Source organism: Flavobacterium sp. HJ-32-4, from assembly GCF_022532105.1.
GTDB lineage: Bacteria > Bacteroidota > Bacteroidia > Flavobacteriales > Flavobacteriaceae > Flavobacterium.
In genome coordinates, this window is record NZ_CP092832.1 from 1,888,425 (window position 1) to 1,907,188 (window position 18,764).

Genomic DNA, 18,764 nt, shown 5'->3' on the forward strand with positions numbered 1-18,764 from the left:
ATTGTTTTGTAGTCTGTGATTAATAACTAAATTTGCCGTCTGGTTTTTGGGGAACTTTTAGTTCGCCCACATCCGGTTTTGCCCATGAAAAAACTCATTGCGTTACTTATTGTCTTGACGGTGCTGACTTCCTGTAGTCCGTATCAAAAAGCGCTTAAATCCGAGGATATTGCCTTCAAGTACGAAGTGGCTACGTCCATGTACGAAAAGGGTAAATGGGACAAAGCCATCCGGTTGTTCGAGCAGATCGCCCCGTCCTACCAGGGAAAACCCCAGGCCGAGAAACTGTTTTACATGTATTCGAAGTCGTTCTTCAACTCAAAACAGTACTATTCTGCAGGCTACCAGTTCGATAAGTTTGTAAGCAGCTATCCAAGAAGCGAAAAAGTAGAGGAGGCCGCCTTCCTTTCCGCAAAGAGCTATTCGATGTTGTCGCCCCGCTACAGCCTTGACCAGGTGGATACGTATAAAGCGATTGACAAGCTACAGGCGTTCATCGACAACTATCCGAATTCAGAGTTCATGCGTGACGCCAATGCCATTGCGAAGGAACTGCGCGAAAAACTTGAGAAGAAGAGCTTCGAAGTGGCGCGCCAGTACAATACCATCATGGACTATAAGGCAGCTCTTGTAGCGCTTGATAATTTCATACAGGATTACCCGGGAACGCCTTACAAGGAAGAAGCCTTGTATTACCGTCTCGATTCGGCCTATAACCTGGCCATCAATAGTATTACGTCTAAAATGCAGGAGCGTCTTGTAGCCGCAAAAGCGGCCTACAATGCGTTGATAAAGTTCAAAGCCGATACCAAATACCGTAGCGAAGCGGATGACATGCTTGCGCGGATTGAAACTGATTTAAAACAATTTTCTAAATAAGAGAGCATCATGGATCTTAAGAAAACCAATGCGCCGGTCAATACGGTAACGTATAACAAGAGCGTGATCGAGAAGCCGACTGGAAACGTGTACGAAGCCATTACCATCATGGCAAAGCGTGCCAACCAGATCAATGCTGAGATCAAGAAAGAGCTGACCGAGAAATTGGAAGAGTTTGCGACCTATAACGACAGCCTCGAAGAAATCTTCGAAAACAAAGAGCAGATCGAAGTGTCGAAATTCTACGAAAAGCTACCAAAGCCGCATGCACTTGCGGTTCAGGAATGGATTGACGGTAAGATTTACTACCGGGATACCACTAAATAAAGATGTCGGTTTTACGCGGTAGGAATATCATACTGGGCGTGTCCGGTGGAATCGCCGCGTATAAAACGGCGCCCCTGGTGCGACTTCTCGTGAAAGCGGGAGCGCAGGTCAGGGTTGTCATGACACCAGCGGCGCGCGATTTCGTGACGCCGCTTACGCTTTCTACCCTGTCCAAACATCCGGTCTATTCCGATTTCTACGACCAGGAAGACCCCGGTGCCGGCTGGCACAACCACGTCGAATTGGGCCTTTGGGGTGACCTCATGTTGGTCGCACCCGCCACAGCCAATACCCTCTCCAAAATGGCGAACGGCAACTGCGATAACTTGTTGCTGGCCGTCTACCTGTCGGCCAAATGTCCGATATACGTCGCGCCCGCCATGGACCTTGACATGTACCGTCATCCGTCGACGCTTGAGAGCTTTACCGCCCTCGGGCGATTTGGCGTAACGATTATCCCGGCCGAAAGCGGGGAATTGGCAAGTGGACTGCAGGGTGAGGGACGAATGGCAGAACCTGAAAATATCGTGTCCTTTTTGGAACGCGATATCGAAGGAAAATTGCCCCTTCGCGGAAAGAAAGTGCTCGTTACGGCAGGTCCTACATACGAAGCGATCGACCCCGTACGTTTTATAGGAAACCATGCATCCGGAAAAATGGGATACGACATCGCCGCCAGCGCCCTGAAACAAGGGGCACACGTTACCTTGGTATCGGGTCCGACCCACCTTTCGATGACGCATCCACAACTCAATTTAGTGCGGGTGACGTCCGCCCGACAGATGTACGAAGCCTGTAGTGAGGCGTTTCCGTCCGCGGATGTCTTCATTGCTGCCGCTGCCGTCGCCGACTACCGGCCAAAATTTCCGGCTGACAGTAAGATCAAAAAGGCGGGTGATACGTTGTCAATAGAACTTGAGAAAACCGACGATATCCTGGCATCATTGGGCCGTCGTAAGGAACAGCAGTTCGTCATCGGATTTGCCCTTGAAACCGACAACGAAATCGAACACGCCAAGCAGAAAATCCAAAAGAAAAACCTCGACCTTATCGTGCTTAATTCGCTTCGCGACGAAGGGGCCGGATTTGGAAAACCCACCAATAAAGTTACCTTTATTGACGCCGACTTCCGAATCGAAGCGATGGAACTGAAATCCAAAGAAGAGGTGGCCGACGATATAGTAGAAAAGGTAATACAACATTTCCATGCGTAAAGTACTCGCCATCCTATGGTTCCTTGCATTGCCGGTCGCGGCACAGGAGCTCAATTGTACGGTTCAGATCAATTCCGACAAAGTGCAGCAAACGAACCAGCAGATCTTCAAGACGCTGGAGAAGTCATTGGCCGAACTGATCAACAAAACGAAATGGACCAACCAGACATTTCGCCAGAAAGAACGCATCGAATGTACCTTTTTCATTACCGTGAATGCCTATGCATCCGACCAATTCTCAGGCACATTGCAGGTGCAGTCATCCCGTCCGGTGTATGGCTCTACGTATTCGACACCTGTTTTCAACTTCAATGACAAAGATATCAACTTCCGCTACGTCGAGTTTGAGAACCTGATCTACAACCCCAACAGTTTCGATTCGAATCTTGTGTCGCTTGTCGCATTCTACAGCTACATGATCCTGGCTATGGATGCGGATACTTTTTCACCACTCGGAGGCACCCAATACTACGAAACCGCCCAGTCTATTTCAGCCTTGGCCCAACAGGGAGGCTTTAAGGGATGGAGCCAGGCGGATGGTAACCAAAACCGGTTTTTTCTCGCCAACGATATGTTGTCGGGTACTTTTGAGCCAATTCGTAATGCCATGTATACCTACCACCTGGAAGGCCTCGATGTGATGGCTGATAACCAAAAGGCAGGTAAGGAAAAGATAAAGGCAGCCTTGCAGGAAGTAAGTAAATTGTATGCGGTTCGACCGAACGCCTTCCTCACGCGGGTGTTTTTTGATGCCAAGGCAGACGAGATACAAACCCTGTTTTCATCAGGTCCGGCTATCGATATTTCTGGCTTACAGGAACTTTTGACCCGCATCTCACCGATGAACGCTTCCAAGTGGACAGCCATTAAAAATTAGTATCTTTAGAGCGGCAACGCCCGCTTCAAACAAGATGCTGCAATTTCTTTCCATTCGCAATTTCGCGCTGATCGAAAAGACCGAAATCCACTTTTCGGACGGCTTTTCTGTAATAACCGGCGAAACCGGTGCCGGGAAGTCAATTTTGTTGGGCGCACTCGGCCATGTACTCGGAAAACGGGCCGATCTATCGTCGCTCATGGACAAAGAAGAGAAATGTGTCATTGAGGCCCATTTCGACCTTTCCGGATACGAACTCCAGTCGTTCTTCGAAACCCACGACCTCGACTACGATACGCATACGATCCTGCGACGCGAGATACTGCCGTCCGGTAAATCACGCGCTTTCGTGAACGATTCCCCGGTGACACTTCCGGATTTGCAGGAGCTCGGAAGCTACCTTATTGATATCCATTCCCAACAACAAACCCGCACGCTTTCCGACGAAACCGTGCAATTGGAAATCCTGGATACCCTGGCCGGACAACGCCCGGAGGTGGAAGCCTTTCGTAAGCAACTGGAACAACTCAAATCGGATCGTCGCCAGCGGCAACGTTGGGTAGACCAGTTGTCGACCACCCAGCGCGATGCTGATTACAACCAATATTTATTGGAGGAATTGCGACAGGCACAACTGCGCGAAGGCCTGCAGGAAGAATGGGAGCAGGCGTTACAAGAACTAGGGGGCGCTGAAACCATAAAGGAAGCACTAGGTCGATCGGTCACATCGGTTTTTTCGGACGAGGTAGGCATTCGGGCCCAGCTTCGGGACGTGCGCTCGTCCTTACAGAAAATCGCCGCTTTCAATGCCGGATACGCGGAGTTGTTGGAACGGATTACGCAAGCCGAGATTGAAATCGACGACATCGGTCGCGAAATGGAGGCCGCCCTTAGCCGCATCAACGACGATCCGTCAGAATTGCAACGGGTGGAAGAACGCCTTCGCATACTTTACGATTTGCAACGCAAGCACCAGGTCACCACGGTGGCGGCTTTGCTGGAAATACAGGAAAGGCTGGAGACAGAAGTAGTGTCGGGGGATGCCTGTGAAGCCGCTATTGCCGCGCTCGACCAAAAGATTGCCCAACACGAAGCGGAACTCTCAGAATGGGCTGCTGCACTGCATGCGGGACGGCAGGAAGCCATACCACGCATACAGACACAAATGGAAACCTTGTTGGCGCAACTCGGGATGCCACACGCCCAATTTGATATTCGCCTGACGGAAGCCGATGCGTTCCGTCCGGATGGAAAAGACGAGATCCGGTGGTTGTTCTCAGCCAATAAGGGAACAGCGCCCGGTTTGCTTTCCAAAACTGCCTCCGGTGGTGAGATGTCACGGATTATGCTGGTGGTCAAGGCCATTGTTTCGGGATATCGCCAATTACCAACCATCATCTTTGACGAAATCGACACGGGCGTATCGGGTGAGGTGGCGGGCCAGGTGGGACGCATCCTCCAACAGATGGGAGAGGGGATGCAGGTCATTGCAATTACGCATCTACCACAGATAGCAGCTCAAGGCCGACAACACTTCCGGGTATTCAAAAAGACGGAAGGGGAGCGCACCATCTCCGGACTAGAACTGCTATCGGAGGAAGGGCGCATCGGGGAAATCGCCGAGATGCTGTCCGGTAAAGCGCCCTCAGAATCGGCACTTGCCCATGCCCGAACACTCCTTAATTGAAAACACAATATCTTTGTCAGACATAAATCTATAGAAACATGATTATCGAACCGAGAATGAGGGGCTTTATCTGCACCACGGCCCATCCAAAAGGCTGTGAACAGAATGTCCGGAATCAAATAGCGTATATTCAGTCAAAAGGCGCGGTCGACGGCCCTAAGCGGGTGTTGGTCATAGGCGCTTCAACGGGTTTTGGCCTGGCTTCCCGGATCACCAGCGCGTTCGGTTCGGGCGCGGCGACGATTGGTGTGTTTTTTGAAAAAGAACCGGCAGAAGGTAAAACGGCGTCACCGGGTTGGTACAATTCCGCTGCTTTTGAAACCTGTGCGCAAGAGGCCGGATTGTATGCGAAGAGCATCAATGGCGATGCCTTCTCAAACGAAGTAAAAGCGCAGGCCGCCGATTTGATTCGCAAGGACATGGGGCAGGTCGATTTGATCATTTATAGTCTTGCATCTCCGGTTCGTCTTGATCCGACGACCGGCATCCTGCATCGCTCGGTATTGAAACCGATCGGGCAAACCTACACCAACAAAACGGTTGATTTCCATAGCGGAAAGGTGACAGAAGTGTCGATTGCACCGGCCAATGAAGAGGATATTGCCAACACCGTTGCGGTGATGGGAGGAGATGACTGGCAGATGTGGATGGCCTACCTCAAAAAAGAGAACTTATTGGCGCCGGGAGCTACCACTGTGGCGTATTCGTATATAGGTCCGGCATTGACGGAAGCCGTATACCGAAAAGGCACCATCGGTCGCGCCAAAGACCATCTGGAAGCCACGGCATTCCGCATTTCGGATGATTTGTCGGATATAGGAGGGAAGGCCTTTGTTTCAGTAAACAAGGCCTTGGTTACGCAGGCCAGTTCGGCGATTCCGGTTATTCCACTTTATATATCGCTTCTTTTCAAGATCATGAAAGCCAAAGGAACGCATGAAGGATGCATTGAGCAGATTTACCGTTTGTATGCAGAACGCCTTTACACAGGGGGCGAGGTGCCGGTGGATGCCGAAGGACGGATCCGTATCGATGACTGGGAAATGGCTGCGGACGTACAGGAACAAGTAGCAATGTTATGGACCACTGCGGACACGGAAAACCTCTCGGCTATCGGCGATCTGGAAGGGTACCGCCGCGATTTTTACAACCTCTTTGGGTTTGATGTGGAGGGTGTTGATTATAAGGCAGATGCTAATGAAATGGTAGCCATTCCAAGTATCTAAATTACTTTTGGAATAAATAAATCAAAACCCGGTCACAGGCCGGGTTTTTTCATGTAGGAAAAGCTATGGTGTCAACAGCCGTTAAATTTTACAATTGTCGACCTTTTTGTTATAAACATCGGATTTTTCAAAAAATCTTGGTTAACCACTTACAGAATTTTCAATAGTTTACTACATTAGCGACCATGTATAATCGCAAAACCTTTTATTAAATGAAGAAAATTACCCTTCTTTTGGCGCTCGTAGTTTGCTTCGTGCTCCCGGGTCGCGCGCAGGTCTTGATTGGTTCCGGAACCAACGAAAGCCAGCGTGTACCGTTCGAGCCGTTCTATGGCTACTCGTATGCCCAGTCGATTTATCTCGCTTCTGAAATCAATGCGAGTGGCGACATTACCGGATTACAATGGTATTTTTCCGGAACCTCTACGCTGCCCACCAGCCAGGATCTCGTGATTTACCTCGGACACACGTCTAAGACTTCGTTCGCCTCCAACTCGGATTGGGAGCCTGCTACGTCTTTGACGCAGGTGTATGCAGGTGGTATTTCTGTGAGTGGGCCGGGTTGGGTCACCATCACATTCGACACACCGTTTTCATACAACGGAACGGACAACCTGATCGTAGCGGTAGATGAGAACATGGCTGACTACGATGATCTTGACGATGATTTTTATTGTAGTCCTGTAGCGGGCAACCGTTCCATCACCTACTACAATGACTTCACTAACCCAGATCCTTTTGCGCCGCAGAATGCCAACTTCGACGGCCTTGCGGCGTTCGTTCCAAATGTCATTTTTGATGGCATTTCCCAGTCATGTCCGACGCCTTACAATGTAGTGGCATCGGCTATTACGTCTTCCGGCGCGACCATCAACTGGGATTTGTTGGGGTCGGAAACTGCGTGGGAGGTATTGACTTTGCCTGCTTCTTCACCTGCGCCTGATGACGCTACCTCGGGAACAGCCGTTTCGGGAACTCCAACTTCCACTATATCAGGACTTACCGACGGAACCGTTTATTACGCGTACGTTCGTTCGAATTGTGGCGGCGGTCTTTTCAGCGGATGGGTATCAAGTGCTGCATTCACAACCCTATGTCTTCCTTTTGGTGATCTCTCTCAGAACTTTGACAGTACTGCAACAGGTGTCACTCCACTCTGCTGGACGGGTATCGAGGTGTCGGGTAACACCGCTTTCACAAACGCTAGCGTTGTAAACTACACGGTTTTTTCCGCTCCGAATGCATATGAGCTATACAACTCGCAGTACACTAGCGCTGACATCATGTTGGTGTCGCCTCCTTTGGCTGACCTCGCAGCCGGCACGCACCGTATGCGTTTCAAAGCCACAGGTGCTTCCGGATATACCCTAAGCGTGGGTACTATGACAGACATTTCAGATCCGTCTACCTACACAGAAGTACAGAGTATCTCTTTAGGGAACTCGTACGCTAGCTACACAGTAGAATTTACAAGTGGCGGTGGTGACTTCGTAGCTTTCCGTCATGGTTTGTCAGGTACCTATCAGACAATTCACATTGATGACATCGTGTGGGAAGCAATCCCGACATGTGCCGACATTGTGACGTCAACTTTCATTTACTCCGCGCTTACCAACGAAGGAGCGACTGTTTCATGGGAAGCAGGTGGGTCTGAGACAGCCTGGCAGTATGTAGTGGGAACAGCAGCGGATACCGATCCGAACACACTTGCACCGGTGGCGGTTTCAACAAACCCAACTGTGATACTTTCGGGTCTTGATTCGAACACCGTTTATAAAGTATGGGTCCGTTCTGATTGCGGTGGTGACTTTGGTGCCTGGTCAGACGTACTTTCGTTCCGTACTGCTTGTGACGCCACAGGCGATTTCAGTGAAAGCTTTGATACCACGGCTACCTATGCGATTCCTGACTGTTGGTCTACTGTTAAGCAGAGCACTAGCCAATTCGTTGCATTGCAAACCGTCAACTGGAACTCTAGCTCTGCTCCAAACAGCTTCGAGTTGTACAACTCAGGTGATTCGGCTGCAACACTGATTCTTATTTCGCCGCCAGTCAACAATATCGGTGCCGGTGACCACCGTGTGAAATTTAAGTCACTCTCGTATACAACAGGCGCTACTATCGTCGTGGGTACTATGACTGACCCATCGGATCCGAACACCTTTACTGAAGTAGAGTCTGTTTCACTTACCGGAGCATGGGCTGATTACAATGTTTCTATTCCGGCGACTGCAGATACCTACTTTGCGTTCAAACATGGAAACGGTGGTACTTACCGTGACATTTTTGTAGATGACGTTATTTGGGAACCAATTCCTGTTACGCCACCTGCCTGTGCGGCCGATGCTGCTGCCACGCCAAATGCAAATTGCGGTGCGTATGCTACGGAATTCACCTGGACCGCAGTTCCGGGAGCTGACGGTTACTATTTCTCGTTGGGAACAGCAGCCGGCGCGAACGATTTGATTGATAGTCAGAATCTTCTTAGTGCCACTACCTTCGAATATGAGGGTGAACCAGGTACTACGTACTACTTCACTGTAACGCCATACAACGCAAACGGATCTGCGACTGGCTGTTCCGAGCTTTCCTATACAACGTCTCCAAATCAGTGTTTCTGCCAATCACTTCCTGTCAGCAATGACGGTGCTGGAATCACGAATGTACAAATTGGTGCTACCAATTTTGCGACACCGGACGTTACGTACTATGATCACTCAGCAACTACAGTCGACTTGGGTATCGGTATCAATAACAACGTACAGGTGACTTTTGCAACAGGCTATACCTATGGTACACGTATTTGGATTGACTTCAACGATGATTATGAGCTCACTACAGATGAGCAGGTATTCTTCGGTACGTCAACCAATGCGAACCCAACTGTATTCAATGCAAGTTTCGTGCTTGACGGTGGGGTTACGCCGGGTGTTCACAAAGCACGCTTGGCATCTGCGGATAGCGGACAAGACCTAGATCCGGGAGACCCTTGCTACAGCAGTTTCTACGGTATAACGCTTGACTTCACATTCAATCTTGTCGTTCCTGCTTGTACACCGCCTGCGTTCGATACTGCAGAAGTGTCGCCTGATTGTGATAACAACCAATTCTACATTGATGTAAACGTTACCGATCTAGGAAGCGGTGCACCTGTGTTGACAGACGGTACAAACACGTATCCTATCACCTCAGCAGGTACCGTCCAGGCTGGTCCGTATCCTTCAGGGGCTTCGGTTAGCCTGAATATCCTGCACGGATCGGATGGAGTATGCGATGTTCCAGTAGGAAACTTCGCGTACGGTTGTCCTCCAGTGAACGATATGGTATGTCAGGCAATGGCGCTCGTAGTAGACGCCACGGTTGCTGGTGACGCCTACACGCTTGCGGATGCTACCGGTGAAACAGGTGAGCCAACAGGCGCATGTTTCGACGGAGGTGTCAATGGTTCGGTATGGTTTACTTTCGTAGCTCCTGATTCAGGTGAGGTGCGTGTGACTACCGATATTGCAGGTGGTACTTGCAACGATACAGAAATCGCTGTTTATGCAGGCGACGGTGTCGACTGTGGCGATATGTCGTCTTTGGGAACTGCTCTTGCTTGTAGCCAGGATGAAGGAACTATTGTAAACTACAATTCCTTTATTAACTTCACCGGAGCCAACGCCCTTACTCCGGGATCAACCTATTACGTTCAGGTCGACCGTTGGGGTACTGCTCCAGATGGTACATTCGGAATTAATATTGTTGACCTTAACCCATTGAACACAGGTTCATTCGTAGAGGGCGCGTTCGTTGCCTATCCGAATCCGGTTGCAAACGATTTCAATATTTCGTACGCGAAACCAATTACACATGTGTCAGTAGTTAACCTACTCGGACAAACTGTAATTTCAACTTCACCGAATGCCGTGTCGGCCAAAGTAGACATGAGTCCGCTTTCTGCTGGTACATATATCGTAAAAGTGACAGTTGATCAAATCGTGAAAACCATTAAGGTGATCAAAGAATAAGGATAGACTTTCGTCTATAATTGGGAAAGGCCGTCAATCTGACGGCCTTTTTTTGTTCATTACTTTTTTTACGCTAGGATGGTCTGTATTGTTTTAACGTTACGGTTTTGCTTGGCTTTTGTTATATTTTCTTATTTTCGTGTACTTAAACAAAAGATTTTTTAAATGAGAAAAATTTACACACTGCTTGCGCTTCTTCTTGCTTCGGTCGGGGGTTTTGCACAAGTACTTAATCAGTCGGCTAACTGGCCGAATGCCGAATGGACCATAACAGGAAGTTATGCGACCACTGCGGCTGCCTTTGAAGCGGATCCGACCGTTACGGCGAACTTTGCTTTTGACGATGACGATGCGGTGAGTGGTCATGAAGACAACATCGCAGCGGAATCGCCTACAATCGATCTGACACCTGCTTTCAATGCGGGTGAATACGGGATTGAGGTATCTGTAATGTACGGTTATCGTTACCTGGCTAACGATAAGTTGATTTTTCAGTATTGGGACGCAGATGCTGCTACATGGGTAGACTGGGGAACCACGCTTCCGAACAACAGCACCACGATTAACGACAATTTCTGTACGATTCCAAAGGCCATTTTCTCAACAGGAGCATTGAACATCCAACAATTCAGTGCCAACCAGCTTACCAACTTCAGGTACAGAATTTCATACGACGACGATCCTAATGGCGCCGACTGGAACTATGGTTTTTGCTTCGATTCGCCGACCATCATTTCCATTGCCTGTTTCGCTCCTACAGGAATAGCTGCTTCAAATGTAGTGGGACAGTCGGCTGACATCAACTGGACGGGTATAGGTACTTTTGAATATGTACTCGATCAGGACGCTGCCGATCCTGCATCTGGAACGACCACGACGAATACGACGTATTCCGCGTCAGGACTTGATTTTTCTACTACTTATTATTTTCATATTCGGACAGTTTGTTCCGGATCGAACAGCCCTTGGGTGACCATTCAGTTTATGACGGGTGTGGAGAACGACGTCTGTGCTTCTGCCATCAGCCTCGACAACATGACGTCTCCTCTGTCAGGAACCACCATCGGTGCGCTGAACGATAACCTTACTACTTGTACGACTGCGAACACACAACGTGACGTCTTCTATTCCATTTCTGTTCCGAATGGTTCGACGCTTACTATGAACCAAACCAACGATTACGATTCAACAGTTACCGTTTTCTACGGAGACTGTGATAACCGTACACAGATTACCTGTTTCGACGACCCGGATGAGCAGGTAGTGACATGGGCCAATAATACGGGCTCTGACCAAATCGTTTATTGGATACAGGATGGCTATGGCAACGGAACCACGGGTGCCGGAGGAAACTTCACACTTACGTGGTCTGTTATCGCTTGTACCAATGCATCTGCAACCTACAACGTAGTTTCTGATTGCGACAATAGCGGAGGTTTTATAATTTCGGTAAATGTCAGCGACCTCGGGTCAGCCACATCGCTCACCGCTTCTGATGACCAGAATAGTGCCACGCAATCTGTAACTGCTACGGGTGATTATGTATTCGGTCCCTATACAAATGGTACCAACGTCGTGATTTCCCTCACGAACGACCAAAACACTAGCTGCGCCATTAGCAGTGGTGCCTTGACGCAGTCAGCATGTCCTCCCTCTAACGATACATGTATCACTGCCATCAGTCTTGATAACCTGACTTCGCCGTTGGACGGAACTACCCAGGCGGCTACAAACGACAACCTCACCACTTGTGCGACGGCAAACTTGCAGCGTGACGTGTATTATTCAATTACCGTACCAAGCGGTTCAACTCTCACAATCGGACAGACGACGAACAGCTACGATTCTACCGTAACCGTTTTCTACGGCGACTGTGACAACCGTACCCAGATTTCGTGCTTTGACGACCCAGACATCCAGAATGTCGTGTGGGCTAATGACACCGGTTCTGACCAGGTGGTATACTGGATCCAGGACGGATATGGAAATGCCACGCAAAACGATGGTGGTACGTTTACACTGGCATGGCAGGTAATTGCCTGTACAAACGCCACGGCTACCTTCACAACCGTTGGCGATTGCGATAACAGCGGTGGATTCCTCGTGTCTGTTGATGTTACCGATCTTGGATCAGCTACTTCCCTTACGGCCTCTGATGACCAGAACAGTGCTACCCAGACAGTTTCGTCTGCAGGTCAATACACCTTTGGTCCCTATAACATCGGTACCAATGTCGTCATCACCCTTACGAATGACCAGGACAGCAACTGCGTTGTAAACAGCGCTGCGCTTACGCAAATTGCGTGTCCTCCTTCGAATGACGAGTGTAATAATCCGTTGGAACTTACCGTAAATCCCGATTACAACTGTGGCACCGTCACACAGGGAAGCCTGGCGGGCGCGACAGCCAGCGCCGTTTCCAATGGTGGCACCGGAAACCCGGACGATGATGTGTGGTTTTCTTTTGTAGCTACCGAAACGTCACACAGGGTTTCTATCCTCAATGTTACCGGTACGCCTACTGATATGGTGCATGAAGTGCTTTCAGGCGACTGTAGCGGACTTACAAGTGTTCTCATCAGCGATGCAAACACAAGCAACCCGTCTGGACTGGTTCCTGGAAACACCTATTATGTTCGCGTATTCAGTTATGCAACGGGAGGTACCCCTAACACTAGCTTCAACGTCTGCGTTGGAACGCCACCACCGCCACCAGCAAACGACGATTGTTCGGGCGCTGTTCCGATGACAGCGGGCACTGATTTTGCATCAGGCTCTATGGAAGCCACCACAGGTGGTGCAACGGGCACAGCAGGAGTTCCGGCTCCAGGTTGTGGTAGCTATTTGGGAGGTGATGTCTGGTATAGTGTGGTGGTCCCTAGTACAGGAAACCTCACTGTAGAGACAGGACCAGCACAGGGTATCACGACATTCGATTCTGCCATTGCACTTTATTCAGGTGATTGCGGAAGCATGACGCTGATTAGCTGTGATGACGACGGTGCGGCTACCGACGCCTTCTCAAAACTCACTGTTTCTAATCGTACACCTGGCGAAGTAATCTACATCCGTGTTTGGGAATACAGCAACGACAACGTGGCACCATTCTCTCTCTCGGCCTATGATGCCTCGCTTACTGCTCCAGGTTTCGATGCGGATAGTTTCCTTGCGTATCCAAACCCGGTCACCACGGTCCTGAACCTGTCGTACACCAAAAACATCTCGAATGTGGCGGTGTTCAACCTGCTCGGGCAACAAGTACTGGCTAAAGCGGTCAGCGCTACCGCGACCCAGATGGATATGACGCCACTGGCTGCCGGAACCTACTTGGTGAAAGTAACCGTGGACGGAGCTGTCAAAACACTTAAAGTGGTAAAACAGTAAGCTGCGTTTTACGCTAATTATACAAAAGCCATCCCGAAGGATGGCTTTTTCTTTTGGTACAGGCACCGTATCTTTGTTAAAACAACAGGATGTATTTTTCGCTTGTCGTCCCCGTATATAACCGACCTGATGAAACCCGCGAGTTGCTCGAAAGCCTGGCGGCGTCAGACTATGGAAAGCCCTTCGAAGTCGTTATTGTAGAGGACGGCTCGACGCTTCGCTCGGACGAGGTAGTGGCCGCATTCACCGATCGTCTGGATATTCGGTATTTCTCTAAGGAAAACTCAGGTCCCGGCGACTCGAGAAACTTCGGTATGGAAAAGGCACGGGGTGACTATTTCCTGATTTTCGATTCCGATTGTTTGATTCCGTCAGGCTACCTGTCTGCGGTGGCGGATGCACTCGCATCGGATTACGTAGACTGCTTCGGCGGCCCTGATGCAGCCCACGAGTCGTTTACCGATATTCAGAAAGCCATCAACTTTACGATGACGTCGTTCCTGACAACGGGCGGCGTACGCGGTGGTTCCGAGAAACTCGACAAGTTCCAGCCGCGTAGTTTCAATATGGGCCTGTCACGACGCGCGTTTGAAGCATCCGGCGGATTTGGTGACATACATCCCGGTGAAGATCCCGATCTTTCGATTCGATTGTGGAAAATGGGTTTCCGTACGCGTCTCGTATCACAAGCCTTTGTCTACCACAAACGCCGTATCGACTGGCGAAAGTTCTACATCCAGGTAGGGAAATTCGGGAAGGTCCGACCTATTCTTGATCAATGGTATCCCGAATACGCGAAACTCACGTATTTTTTCCCTTCGGCCTTCCTTTTGGGTTTTATAACCGCCGTTGTGTTGGTTTTCTTCGATATTCCGTGGTTGTTGTATCTGTATGAAGTATACTTCGTTTTACTCTTCCTCGCTGCCGCTATCGAGACCCGCCGCCTTACCATCGCCTTCTTTTCCCTGATTGCCGTGGCGGTGCAATTTTATGGATACGGATGGGGCTTTATCCGATCGTTCCTGGCCGTTCGGGTGTTACGCCGTGATCCGAGACGGGTGTTCCCAACCCTTTTCTTTACGCGATGACAAAAGTAATCGGACTCACGGGCGGTATCGGAACGGGTAAAACCACCGTCTCCAAAATCTTTGCCGAATTGGGCGTGCCCGTCTATATAGCCGATGACGAAGCCCGCCGTATCTCCGAACAAAAGGAGGTACAAGGCCGAATCATCACGCAATTTGGACCAGAGATTGTAAACGGCGAAGGTGGCATCGACCGTCGAAAACTCGCAGGGGTTGTCTTTTCCGATCCTGAAAAGTTAGCGTCGCTGAACGCCCTCATCCACCCGTTGGTGAAAGCCCATTTTCAGGAATGGTTGTCCCGACAAAACACCCATTTTGTCATCCGCGAAGCTGCCATACTGTTTGAAAGTGGTACGAATGTCGACTGTGATAAGGTTATTGTCGTTACTGCATCTCTCGAATTGCGAATTTTTAGGATAATGGAGCGCGATCACATCACCCGGGAGGAAATACTAGCGCGAATGGCACACCAATGGCCTGATTCCCAAAAAATTGCTTTAAGCGATTACGTCATTGTAAATGACGATTTAGCTGAAACACGTCGACAAATCCTCAAAATTTTCACGGAATTACAGCATTTATAACAACTGTTTACGGTGTTAATGTTTGGTTAATGTGCTATAGCGCCAAATGTTAAAATGTTAATTTTGTGACTAATGAACAGAACGGTTTTCAGGCTTCTGGTTTTTTTGATGAGCCTTTCCATGATCGGTATTATACTCGTGCAGTTATACCTGATCAACACCTCACTCAAAAACAATGAAGAGCAGTTTAAGTACCACGTCAACCAGGTACTGGATGATGTGTCCGAAAAACTGAGCCAGGAGGAAACCTTCAGTTTCTACCAGCAATACAATATGCTGAAGGATAGTATAGGGAAGGATCCGAAGCGAAGTGAACTATTGGATTTTTTCCTCGTACAAAAAAACCGGGTAACCAACGAAACGGTTATTTACTCGAACAGCATCATTGCAGAGGATTTCAACGTTACGCTCTTTGACAGTAAGAAAGATTCGATAAAGGCCGTTAGCCTCGTGAGCAAAAGCCGCACCGAAGTCTACAACGGTTCGTCTATTGATAAATCGACATTGCAGCACAGCCAACGACCGGACAAGGTTTTTGAACGACGCACCAATCTCGATATTGTCGACAAAGTGCGTTTTGAAGCCGCGTTCCATGAAATTGCCGAGACGAAGCCACTTCGCGATCGCGTGACGAAAGAGCATCTGGCAGAGTTGCTCGGACGCTCGCTTCACCAAGCCGGTGTTCGCACCCCTTTCGAGTTTGCGGTCTATTCGCATAACATCGTGACGAAGGTGAAATCCGATAACTTCAAGTTCGATAAGGAAGGCGTTTTCCAAACCAAGATATTTGAAGATCAGGGCGGAAACAGTACCTACCAGATGTTCGTGACGTTTCCGGAAAAGCAGCAGTACATCTTCTCCGAACTCCTGGGTATCACCATCCTGTCGATTGTCTTCACCCTCGTTATCATCATCGCCTACAGCAGTGCGTTGAGCCAGTTGATCAAACAACGGCAGATTTCGGAAATCAAGACCGACTTCATCAACAACATGACACACGAGTTCAAGACGCCGATCGCCACGATCAACCTTGCACTCGATGCCATGAAAAGTCCTAAAGTGCGCGACAACGAGTCGACCATGGAGCGCTATCTCGGCATGATCCGCGAGGAAAACAAACGGATGCACGCACAGGTCGAAAACGTGTTGCGTATCTCGAAACTCGAGCGCAAAGAACTCGACATCGCGAAAGAATCATCCGATATCCACGACATCATCGACGATGCGACGGAACACGTCCACCTCATCATAGAAGACCGTGGCGGTACGATTACCAAACACTATGGAGCGATGCGCAGCACGGTGTTGCTCAACGATGTCCACTTCACCAACGTAGTGGTCAACATCCTCGACAACGCGATAAAATACTCACCCGATGCGCCGGTTATCGATATCTATACTGAAAACGTGAAAGATTTCGTGATCATCCGTATACAAGACAAAGGATCGGGTATGAGCAAGGCAGCACAGAAGCGGATCTTCGAGAAATTCTATCGCGAACACACAGGCGATTTGCATAATGTGAAAGGGCATGGACTCGGGCTCGCCTACGTGAAGCGGATCGTCGACGATCACAACGGACAGATTGCTGTCGAAAGTGAGAAAGGAAAAGGAAGTACGTTTATTGTGAAACTTCCGTTGATAAATTAGAGAGAGGAGAGAGGAGAGGGGAGAGAAGAAAGAAGAAAGAGGAAAGAGGAAAGAGGCAGTAAAGAATAAAGCATACACAAACAGACATCAATAACCCAATATAGCTACTTAATATAAAATTGAATTATGGAAACAGAAAACAAGAAGATACTCTTGGTGGAAGACGACCCCAACTTCGGCTCCATTCTCAAAGACTATCTTATCCTTAACGAATTCGAAGTCACGCTCGCCAAAAACGGCATGGAAGGCTTTGAAAAGTTCAAGAAAGACACCTTCGACCTCTGCATACTCGACGTGATGATGCCGTATAAGGACGGCTTCACGCTCGCCAAAGAAATTCGTGAGAAAAACAAAGAAGTGCCGATCATCTTCCTTACCGCCAAATCAATGAAGGAAGACGTGCTGAAAGGCTACAAAGTAGGCGCCGACGACTACCTGAACAAGCCATTCGATTCAGAGGTACTCCTCATGAAAATCAAGGCCATCCTGCAGCGCAAGGCATCCGAAGTAAAAACCGATGCTACCAAGTTCGAATTCCAGATTGGGAATTTCCACCTGAATTCGAAACTGCGCTTCCTGACGTACAAAAACGAAGAGCCAATCAAACTGTCGCCAAAAGAAAACGAACTGCTGAAATTGCTGGCCGTATACGAAAACGACCTCATGCCGCGTGAAATGGCGCTCACCAAAATCTGGCGCGACGACAACTATTTCACCTCCCGAAGCATGGACGTATACATCGCCAAACTCCGCAAATACCTCAAACGCGATGAAGATGTAGAAATCCTGAACATCCACGGAGAAGGTTTCCGACTCGTCGTCAAAAACAAAGTATCAGAATAATCCAGAACCCGGTCGAAATACCGGGTTTTTTTATGCCCTACTGCCACTGAGACTGCGACCAGCACTACGACCGCGACTGCGACTGCGACCACCACTGCGACTGCGACTTTCCTAACGCCGGACATTCCCCGCTGTCCGCTCTTAGTCCTCAGCCCGGCCACCTGGCCTGCACGTCGGCTGTCCGGCTTCCTGCGGTCGCCGTCACCCGTCGGCATCCCATGGTGACCGCGCCTCCGGGCTATCCGCTTCCATCGGGGCCGGAATTCGTTCTTAAAAGGTCACCTCAAGCGCAAAACAGGGTTTTCCATCCTTCAAAACTGAAAAAGTGCCCGCATTCCGGCTGATTTCCACAGTGTCACCTAATACCAGTTCCCTCATAAAATTCATGTCGAGTGCTTTGATACGGTTTTCCAGAACCGTAGCCGGTTCCATATAATCCAAACACCACTCCAGGTATTTGACGTTGTTGGCATGGTCGACGATATCGAGGTCCGATAGTAACACACGACGTTCCCCGACAATCTCATGGTCGCGCATCTCCACTTTCCGCACCCGTGCTTCCGTGGCATAACGGCCGGCGTATTTTTCAAAATGGTCATGTGGTAGCGCCAGCGGCTCCGGACGTCGGAGTTCGGTGTTGATAACCGCCCAGAAGGTTTCGCATCCGATGATTTTCTGTTGGTTTGACCAGACTTCCATCGCCCGCACCGAGCGCGAGTTTTCAAGTGATTCAATCCAGGTCCTGACGGTAATGGTGTCGCGCCACTTCGGCATCGTATCGATTTCCACCCGCATCCGCGACAACACCCAGGCCTGTTGCGAAGCCTGCATGTCGTGAAAGGCAATGCCACCCTGTTCTGCATGGAAACCGGCCGTCAACTGCAAGATATTGCACAGGTCGGTATACCGGAGCGTTCCGCCCGGATGGCAATAGGTGAAGTGCACATACCAGTTACGTTCACAAACAGAGCGGAAGTCAGATGCGATGGGCATGTCGG

Annotated in this window: 13 protein-coding genes; 12 read left to right on the top strand and 1 reads right to left on the bottom strand. The window is 49.5% G+C overall.

Annotated features, from left to right (window positions below; genetic code table 11):
- Positions 1–84: 84 nt before the first annotated feature.
- From MKO97_RS07770 to MKO97_RS07825, 12 genes are all read left to right on the top strand, one after another.
- A complete protein-coding gene (locus tag MKO97_RS07770) occupies positions 85–879 on the top strand; it encodes an outer membrane protein assembly factor BamD (protein ID WP_241102642.1) in 795 nt (264 codons plus the stop codon).
- A 9-nt stretch (positions 880–888) separates the two neighbouring features.
- Complete coding sequence (locus MKO97_RS07775; RefSeq protein ID WP_241102643.1) at positions 889–1,206, top strand: DNA-directed RNA polymerase subunit omega; 318 nt, start codon at positions 889–891, stop codon at positions 1,204–1,206.
- A 2-nt stretch (positions 1,207–1,208) separates the two neighbouring features.
- Complete coding sequence (gene coaBC / locus MKO97_RS07780; RefSeq protein ID WP_241102644.1) at positions 1,209–2,420, top strand: bifunctional phosphopantothenoylcysteine decarboxylase/phosphopantothenate--cysteine ligase CoaBC; 1,212 nt, start codon at positions 1,209–1,211, stop codon at positions 2,418–2,420.
- A complete protein-coding gene (locus MKO97_RS07785; protein WP_241102645.1) occupies positions 2,413–3,297 on the top strand; it encodes a DUF4835 family protein in 885 nt (294 codons plus the stop codon). The genes coaBC and MKO97_RS07785 overlap by 8 nt, the downstream gene beginning before the upstream one ends.
- A 34-nt stretch (positions 3,298–3,331) precedes the next feature.
- A complete protein-coding gene (recN, locus tag MKO97_RS07790; protein WP_241102646.1) occupies positions 3,332–4,984 on the top strand; it encodes a DNA repair protein RecN in 1,653 nt (550 codons plus the stop codon).
- A 38-nt stretch (positions 4,985–5,022) separates the two neighbouring features.
- Positions 5,023–6,210, top strand: coding sequence for an enoyl-ACP reductase FabV (gene fabV / locus MKO97_RS07795; RefSeq protein WP_241102647.1), 1,188 nt, complete (start codon positions 5,023–5,025; stop codon positions 6,208–6,210).
- A gap of 212 nt (positions 6,211–6,422) precedes the next feature.
- Entirely contained in the window at positions 6,423–10,220 is a 3,798-nt protein-coding gene (locus MKO97_RS07800; protein WP_241102648.1) for a T9SS type A sorting domain-containing protein, read from the top strand.
- 165 nt (positions 10,221–10,385) lie between these two features.
- The gene (locus MKO97_RS07805) at positions 10,386–13,604 is read left to right on the top strand and encodes a T9SS type A sorting domain-containing protein (protein ID WP_241102649.1); all 3,219 of its coding nucleotides are present in this window, start codon (positions 10,386–10,388) and stop codon (positions 13,602–13,604) included.
- A gap of 89 nt (positions 13,605–13,693) precedes the next feature.
- The gene (locus tag MKO97_RS07810; RefSeq protein WP_241102650.1) at positions 13,694–14,692 is read left to right on the top strand and encodes a glycosyltransferase family 2 protein; all 999 of its coding nucleotides are present in this window, start codon (positions 13,694–13,696) and stop codon (positions 14,690–14,692) included.
- Positions 14,689–15,273, top strand: coding sequence for a dephospho-CoA kinase (gene coaE, locus MKO97_RS07815; protein ID WP_241102651.1), 585 nt, complete (start codon positions 14,689–14,691; stop codon positions 15,271–15,273). The genes MKO97_RS07810 and coaE overlap by 4 nt, the downstream gene beginning before the upstream one ends.
- 72 nt (positions 15,274–15,345) lie before the next feature.
- Entirely contained in the window at positions 15,346–16,923 is a 1,578-nt protein-coding gene (locus tag MKO97_RS07820) for a sensor histidine kinase KdpD (protein WP_241102652.1), read from the top strand.
- 126 nt (positions 16,924–17,049) lie between these two features.
- Entirely contained in the window at positions 17,050–17,766 is a 717-nt protein-coding gene (locus MKO97_RS07825) for a response regulator transcription factor (RefSeq protein WP_241102653.1), read from the top strand.
- Positions 17,767–18,036: 270 nt separating this feature from the next.
- Here the strand turns inward: MKO97_RS07825 and MKO97_RS07830 are convergent, their stop codons facing one another.
- Complete coding sequence (locus tag MKO97_RS07830; protein ID WP_241102654.1) at positions 18,037–18,759, bottom strand: acyl-[acyl-carrier-protein] thioesterase; 723 nt, start codon at positions 18,757–18,759, stop codon at positions 18,037–18,039.
- Positions 18,760–18,764: the final 5 nt, after the last annotated feature.

Bases quoted from the DNA above. Each gene is read 5' to 3' on its own strand.
- recN (WP_241102646.1), top strand. From the start codon at position 3,332: ATGCTGCAATTTCTTTCCATTCGCAATTTCGCGCTGATCGAAAAGACC.
- MKO97_RS07785 (WP_241102645.1), top strand. From the start codon at position 2,413: ATGCGTAAAGTACTCGCCATCCTATGGTTCCTTGCATTGCCGGTCGCG.
- MKO97_RS07825 (WP_241102653.1), top strand. From the start codon at position 17,050: ATGGAAACAGAAAACAAGAAGATACTCTTGGTGGAAGACGACCCCAAC.
- coaE (WP_241102651.1), top strand. From the start codon at position 14,689: ATGACAAAAGTAATCGGACTCACGGGCGGTATCGGAACGGGTAAAACC.
- MKO97_RS07775 (WP_241102643.1), top strand. From the start codon at position 889: ATGGATCTTAAGAAAACCAATGCGCCGGTCAATACGGTAACGTATAAC.
- fabV (WP_241102647.1), top strand. From the start codon at position 5,023: ATGATTATCGAACCGAGAATGAGGGGCTTTATCTGCACCACGGCCCAT.
- MKO97_RS07770 (WP_241102642.1), top strand. From the start codon at position 85: ATGAAAAAACTCATTGCGTTACTTATTGTCTTGACGGTGCTGACTTCC.
- MKO97_RS07810 (WP_241102650.1), top strand. From the start codon at position 13,694: ATGTATTTTTCGCTTGTCGTCCCCGTATATAACCGACCTGATGAAACC.
- MKO97_RS07805 (WP_241102649.1), top strand. From the start codon at position 10,386: ATGAGAAAAATTTACACACTGCTTGCGCTTCTTCTTGCTTCGGTCGGG.
- MKO97_RS07800 (WP_241102648.1), top strand. From the start codon at position 6,423: ATGAAGAAAATTACCCTTCTTTTGGCGCTCGTAGTTTGCTTCGTGCTC.
- coaBC (WP_241102644.1), top strand. From the start codon at position 1,209: ATGTCGGTTTTACGCGGTAGGAATATCATACTGGGCGTGTCCGGTGGA.
- MKO97_RS07820 (WP_241102652.1), top strand. From the start codon at position 15,346: ATGAACAGAACGGTTTTCAGGCTTCTGGTTTTTTTGATGAGCCTTTCC.
- MKO97_RS07830 (WP_241102654.1), bottom strand. From the start codon at position 18,759: ATGCCCATCGCATCTGACTTCCGCTCTGTTTGTGAACGTAACTGGTAT.